Origin of the sequence: Thiobacillus sp. 65-1402 (assembly GCF_001897685.1) — a bacterium.
Classification (GTDB): domain Bacteria; phylum Pseudomonadota; class Gammaproteobacteria; order Burkholderiales; family Thiobacillaceae; genus Thiobacillus.
This window is the reverse complement of the sequence record NZ_MKUG01000154.1, coordinates 1-5,836: the sequence shown is the minus strand read 5'-3', so window position 1 is coordinate 5,836 and position 5,836 is coordinate 1. Positions and strand designations below refer to the sequence as shown.

Annotated in this window: 8 protein-coding genes; all 8 read left to right on the top strand. The window is 64.2% G+C overall.

Going from position 1 to position 5,836, the window contains the following annotated elements; all coding sequences use genetic code 11:
• Nucleotides 1-28: 28 nt before the first annotated feature.
• The 8 genes from BGO62_RS11800 to BGO62_RS11765 all read left to right on the top strand — a co-directional run bounded on the left by BGO62_RS11800 (nucleotide 29) and on the right by BGO62_RS11765 (nucleotide 5,657).
• Nucleotides 29-1,210: an acetylornithine transaminase gene (locus BGO62_RS11800; RefSeq protein WP_296642659.1), complete on the top strand. Its 1,182-nt coding sequence runs from the start codon at nucleotides 29-31 to the stop codon at nucleotides 1,208-1,210.
• Nucleotides 1,210-2,127, top strand: coding sequence for an ornithine carbamoyltransferase (argF, locus tag BGO62_RS11795; RefSeq protein WP_296642658.1), 918 nt, complete (start codon nucleotides 1,210-1,212; stop codon nucleotides 2,125-2,127). The genes BGO62_RS11800 and argF overlap by 1 nt, the downstream gene beginning before the upstream one ends.
• Nucleotides 2,128-2,171: 44 nt before the next feature.
• Complete coding sequence (locus tag BGO62_RS11790; protein WP_296642657.1) at nucleotides 2,172-2,411, top strand: DUF2283 domain-containing protein; 240 nt, start codon at nucleotides 2,172-2,174, stop codon at nucleotides 2,409-2,411.
• 11 nt (nucleotides 2,412-2,422) lie between these two features.
• Nucleotides 2,423-3,652 (top strand): argininosuccinate synthase, encoded by a 1,230-nt coding sequence (locus BGO62_RS11785; protein ID WP_296642656.1) that lies wholly within the window; start codon nucleotides 2,423-2,425, stop codon nucleotides 3,650-3,652.
• A gap of 2 nt (nucleotides 3,653-3,654) precedes the next feature.
• Nucleotides 3,655-3,969, top strand: a complete 315-nt coding sequence (locus tag BGO62_RS11780) for a pyrimidine/purine nucleoside phosphorylase (protein WP_296642655.1) — start codon at nucleotides 3,655-3,657, stop codon at nucleotides 3,967-3,969.
• An 8-nt stretch (nucleotides 3,970-3,977) separates the two neighbouring features.
• Nucleotides 3,978-4,496: a hypothetical protein gene (locus tag BGO62_RS11775; protein ID WP_296642650.1), complete on the top strand. Its 519-nt coding sequence runs from the start codon at nucleotides 3,978-3,980 to the stop codon at nucleotides 4,494-4,496.
• Nucleotides 4,497-4,583: 87 nt separating this feature from the next.
• Nucleotides 4,584-5,069: a YajQ family cyclic di-GMP-binding protein gene (locus BGO62_RS11770; protein WP_296642648.1), complete on the top strand. Its 486-nt coding sequence runs from the start codon at nucleotides 4,584-4,586 to the stop codon at nucleotides 5,067-5,069.
• 42 nt (nucleotides 5,070-5,111) lie between these two features.
• On the top strand, nucleotides 5,112-5,657 hold the full coding sequence (locus BGO62_RS11765) for a DJ-1 family glyoxalase III (RefSeq protein WP_296642646.1): 546 nt from the start codon (nucleotides 5,112-5,114) through the stop codon (nucleotides 5,655-5,657).
• The last annotated feature ends 179 nt before the right edge of the window (nucleotides 5,658-5,836 follow it).

Genomic DNA, 5,836 nt, shown 5'->3' with positions numbered 1-5,836 from the left:
TACTTTGACAGCCTGGTTGGGGACTGCCATGACAACACATTTGATGAACACCTATGCGCGCCAGCCGGTTGCGTTCGTGCGCGGCGAGGGCGCCTATCTGTGGGATGAGGCGGGCAAGCGCTATCTCGATGCGGTCGCCGGCGTGGCGGTGAACGGGCTGGGACACGCCCATCCCAGGCTGGTGAAGGCGATTGCCGACCAGGCCGCCGCGCTGATCCATTCGTCCAATCTGTATCGCGTGCTGCGCCAGGAGGAGTTGGCCGACCGCCTGTGCGCGCTGTCGGGCATGGATCGCGCCTTCTTCTGCAATTCGGGCTGCGAGGCCAACGAGGCGGCGATCAAGCTGGCGCGTCTCTACGGACACAACAAGGGTATCGAGGTGCCGACCATCATCGTGATGGAAAAGGCGTTCCACGGCCGCACCATGGCGACGCTGACCGCGACCGGCAGCCGCAAGATCCAGGCCGGATTCGAGCCGCTGCTGACGGGCTTCGCGCGGGTGCCGTTCAACGATCTGGACGCCATCCGCCATGTCGCCGAGCACAACAAGAGCGTGGTCGCGGTGCTGCTCGAAGTGGTGCAGGGCGAGGGCGGCATCAATGTGCTGCCGTCGGAATACCTCGCCGAGCTGCGGCGGATTTGCGACGCCCACGGCTGGCTACTGATGCTGGACGAAGTGCAGACCGGCGTCGGCCGCACCGGCACCTGGTTCGGCTTCCAGCATTCCGGCGTGATGCCGGACGTGATTGCACTGGCCAAGGGGCTCGGTTCGGGCGTGCCGATCGGCGCCTGCCTGGCGCGCGGCGCGGCAGCCGACGTTTTCCAGCCGGGCAATCATGGCTCCACCTTCGGCGGCAATCCGCTGGCGTGCGCGGCGGCGCTGGCGACACTCGATGCGATCGAGGAGGAGAAGCTGATCGACAACGCGCGCGTGCGCGGCGAGGACATCCGCAGAGGACTGCGGCAGGCGCTGACCGGCGTGCGCGGCGTGGTCGACATCCGCGGCGAGGGCATGATGATCGGCATCGAGCTCGACCGCCCCTGCGGCGATCTGGTCGGCGTGGCGCGCGACGCCGGCGTGCTGATCAACGTCACCGCCGATACGGTCATCCGCCTGGTACCGCCGCTGATTTACGGCGCCGCCGAGGTCGATGCGCTGGTCGCGGCGGTGTCCGGCATCGTCAAAAGCTACCTGCAGCAGGCGGCGTGATGCTGAAGCATTTCCTGCAATTCAAGGATCTGTCGCGCGACGAACTGCTGTATCTGTTCGAGCGCGCGCGTCTGATCAAATCGCGCTTCAAGCGCTACCAGCCCTACCATCCGCTGGTCGATCGCACGCTGGCGATGATTTTCGAGAAGAGTTCGACCCGCACCCGGCTCTCGTTCGAGGCAGGCATGCATCAGCTCGGCGGCTCGGCGATCTACCTCAACACGCGCGACACCCAGCTCGGGCGCGGCGAGCCGGTGGAGGATGCTGGCGAAGTCATTTCGCGCATGGTCGATCTGGTGATGATCCGCACCTTCGAGCAGGACATCATCGAGCGTTTCGCCGCGCACTCGCGCGTGCCGGTGATCAACGGGCTGACCAACGAATACCACCCGTGCCAGATCCTCGCCGACATCTTCACCTTCATCGAACATCGCGGTTCGATCCAGGGCAAGACCGTGGCGTGGATCGGCGACTCCAACAACATGTGCAACACCTGGCTGCAGGCCGCCGAGGTGCTCGGTTTCAACGTGCACGTGTCGACCCCACCGGGCTACGAGGTCGAACCCGAGCGCGCCAATCTGTACGGCACCGACCACTTCGAGAGCTTTGCCGACCCGATGGACGCCTGCCGCGGCGCCGATCTGGTGACCACCGACGTGTGGACCAGCATGGGCTGGGAAGCCGAGAACGACGAGCGCCTGAAGGCCTTCGCCGACTGGCAGGTGGATGCCGACATGATGGCGGTGGCGAAATCCGATGCCGTCTTCATGCACTGCCTGCCGGCGCACCGCGGCGAGGAGGTCACCGCCGAGGTGATCGACGGCCCGCAGTCGGTGGTGTGGGACGAGGCGGAGAACCGCCTGCACGTGCAGAAAGCCTTGATGGAGTACCTGCTGCTCGGCAAGGTCGAAAGCTGACACCTTGACCCTAATTCCTGGCCCTAACTCCTGACCCCCTAGAAATGAACATCGCCTACTTCAAGGACATGGACTCGCTCTATGTCGAAATCAGCCCCGAGAACCCCGCGCAGGCGTGGGAAGCGCACGAGGGCATCGTGCTCAACCTGTCGGAGGACGGCCGCGTCGTCGGCATCGAGATCGAGAAAGCGAGCCAGGCGACCAATCTCGACATCCTGAAAATCGGCGGCTTCCCCGGCCAGGTCGAGATCGTCGACAAGAACCAATCCGGCTCCACCCACTGAACATTGAAACCATGAGCGATATCAAGAAAGTAGTACTGGCCTATTCCGGCGGCCTCGACACCTCGGTCATCCTGAAATGGCTGCAGGACACCTATCAATGCGAGGTGGTGACCTTCACCGCCGACCTCGGGCAGGGCGAGGAACTCGAACCGGCACGGCAGAAGGCGCTGCAGTTCGGCATCAAGCCGGAGCAGATCTACATCGACGACCTGCGCGAGGAATTCGTGCGCGACTTCGTCTTCCCGATGTTCCGCGCCAACACCGTGTACGAAGGCGAATACCTGCTCGGCACCTCGATCGCGCGCCCGCTGATCGCCAAGCGCCTGATCGAGATCGTCAACGAAACCGGCGCCGACGCCATCTGCCACGGCGCCACCGGCAAGGGCAACGACCAGGTGCGCTTCGAACTCGGCGCCTACGCGCTGAAGCCCGACGTCAAGGTGATCGCGCCGTGGCGCGAATGGGATCTTTTGAGCCGCGAGAAGCTGCTCGCCTACGCCGAGACCCATGGCATACCGATCGACATGAAGCACCGCCAGGGCGGCTCGCCGTATTCGATGGACGCCAACCTGCTGCACATCTCCTACGAAGGCCGCCACCTGGAAGACCCGAATGCGGAAGCCGAGGAGGACATGTGGCGCTGGACCGTGTCGCCGGAGAAGGCGCCGGATGCGGCTGAATACATCGAGCTGACCTACGCGAAAGGCGACGTCGTCGCGATCGACGGCCAAGCCATGCGCGCCCACGAAGTGCTGGCGAAACTCAACGAACTCGGCGGCAAGCACGGCATCGGCCGGCTCGACCTGGTGGAAAACCGCTACGTCGGCATGAAATCGCGCGGCTGCTACGAAACCCCCGGCGGCACCATCCTCCTGAAGGCGCACCGCGCGATCGAGTCGATCACCCTCGACCGCGAAGTCGCGCATCTGAAAGACGATCTGATGCCGCGCTACGCCAGCCTGATCTACAACGGCTACTGGTGGGCGCCCGAGCGCGTGGCGCTGCAGGTGCTGATCGACCACACCCAGCAGCACGTCAACGGCACGGTGCGGCTGAAGCTCTACAAGGGCAACATCATCGTCGTCGGCCGCGATTCGAAGACCGACTCGCTGTTCGACTCCACCATCGCCACTTTCGAGGACGATGCCGGCGCCTACGACCAGAAGGATGCGGGCGGCTTCATCAAGCTCAACGCGCTGCGCATGCGCATCGCAGCGAAACTCGACGCACGGAGAAAATAAGCATGTCCCAATTCGACAATGTCGCGGTCGTCAAGCAGGCCAACGTCTATTTCGACGGCAAGTGCGTCTCGCACACCGTGCAGTTCGCCGACGGCACCAAAAAGTCGGTCGGCGTGATCCTGCCGGCCACGCTCACCTTCAACACCGGCGCGCCGGAGATCATGGAGACGGTGGCGGGTGCGTGCCGCGTCAAGCTGGCCGGCGAGAGCGAGTGGAAGACCTACGGCGCCGGGCAGTCGTTCAATGTCCCCGGCAATTCCAGCTTCGACATCGAAGTCTCGGGCGAGCCGTATCACTACGTCTGCCATTTCGGTTAAGACTCGCCATGACCACCGTCACCGTCGTCAGGAAGGAAGGCCGCATCGCGATCGCGGCCGACACGCTGACGAAGTGGGGCGGCGGCAAGGAATCCGCCGACTACGTGGTGAACCACGAGAAGATCATCCGCGTCGGCGACAGCTACGTCGCCATCACCGGGTCGGCCACCTTCAAGCTGATCCTGGCGGACTATTTCGCCTCGCTGGACGAGCCGCCGCAACTGGATTCGGTGGCCAGCATCTTCGGCGTGTGGAATACCCTGCACGGCGCGCTGAAGGAGCACTACTACCTGCAGGCCGGCGAGGACAAGGAAGAGGATCTGGAGTCCAGCCGCATGGACGTGCTGATCGCCAGTCCGCACGGGATTTTCGGCGTGGTGGCGCACCGCACGGTGCAGGCGTTCTCGAAGTTTTACGCCTACGGCAGCGGCAGCCCGTATGCGCTGGGGGGCGATGTACGCGGCGTATCGCGCGCCCTCGCTCGACGCCGAAGCGGTGGCGCGGCTGGGAGTGATGGCGGCAGCTGAGTTCCACGACGAATCGGGGCTGCCGGTACAGTCGTTTGCAATGGATATGAACCCCGATGTTTAATCAATCCGGGTTAAGGAGCGAGCATGCCGAGTTTTGATATCGTGTCCGAGGTCGACAAGCAGGAAGTGCGCAACGCGGTCGACCAGGTCAACAAGGAAGTGTCCACGCGCTTCGACTTCAAGGGCTCCGACGCGCGCGTCGAGCAGGCCGATTACGTGCTGACGGTGCACGCCGATACCGAATTCCAGCTCGACCAGGTGCAGGACATCCTGGCGCAGAAACTCGCCAAGCGCAGTGTCGACGTCAAATGCCTGGATATCGGCAGCGTCGAAAAGGTCTCGGGCAACAAGGTCAAGCGCAGCGTGACGGTGAAGACCGGCGTGGAAACCGAACTGGCGAAGAAGATCGTCAAGTGCATCAAGGACAGCAAGCTCAAGGTGCAGGCCAGCATCCAGGGCGACAGCGTGCGCGTGTCGGGTGCCAAGCGCGACGTGCTGCAGGACGCCATCGCGCTGGTGAGGAAGAGCATTGCCGATTTCCCCCTGCAGTATCAGAATTTCCGCGACTGAGTATCCTGTCGCGGATTTCAACTCGGACACGAGGAGACGGGCATGGCCAAGGTTCTGGTTCCCCTGGCGGACGGCTGCGAAGAGCTCGAAGCCGTCACGATCATCGATCTGCTGCGCCGCGCCGGCGTCGAGGTGGTGACGGCGGGCCTCAAGCCCGGCATCGTCCTGGCCAGCCGCGGCGTGCAGCTGGTGCCCGACGCCAGCCTGGACGCGGCCTTGAAGGACGACTACGACATGGTGGTGCTGCCGGGCGGCATGCCGGGCGCGGCGCATCTGAAGGACGATGCACGCATCCTGGCGCTGCTGAAAAAAATGGCGGCTGCCGGAAAATACACCGCCGCCATTTGCGCCGCGCCGATGGTGCTGGCCGAAGCCGGCGTACTCGACGGCAAGCAGGCGACCAGCTACCCCGGCTTTCTCGACGCGCTGCCCGGCGTGACCGTCAGCGCCGCCGCCGTGGTGCAGGACGGCAAGGTGCTGACCTCGCGCGGTCCCGGCACGGCAATGGATTTTGCGCTGGCGCTGGTGGAAGTGCTGGCCGGCAGCGAAAAGCGCCGGCAGGTCGAAGCTGCGCTGGTCAGGCCGTAGCCTGCCGCGCGCCGCCGTTGTTATCATTAGGCCTATATCACGCCGACCCGGAGACCACCATGCAGATTCGCGAAATCCTCACGCTCAAAAGCGACGACATCCACAGCATCGCGCCGACCGATCCGGTTTCCAGCGCCGTCGCCAAGCTGGTGGGCTTGGGGGTGGGTTCGCTGGTGGTG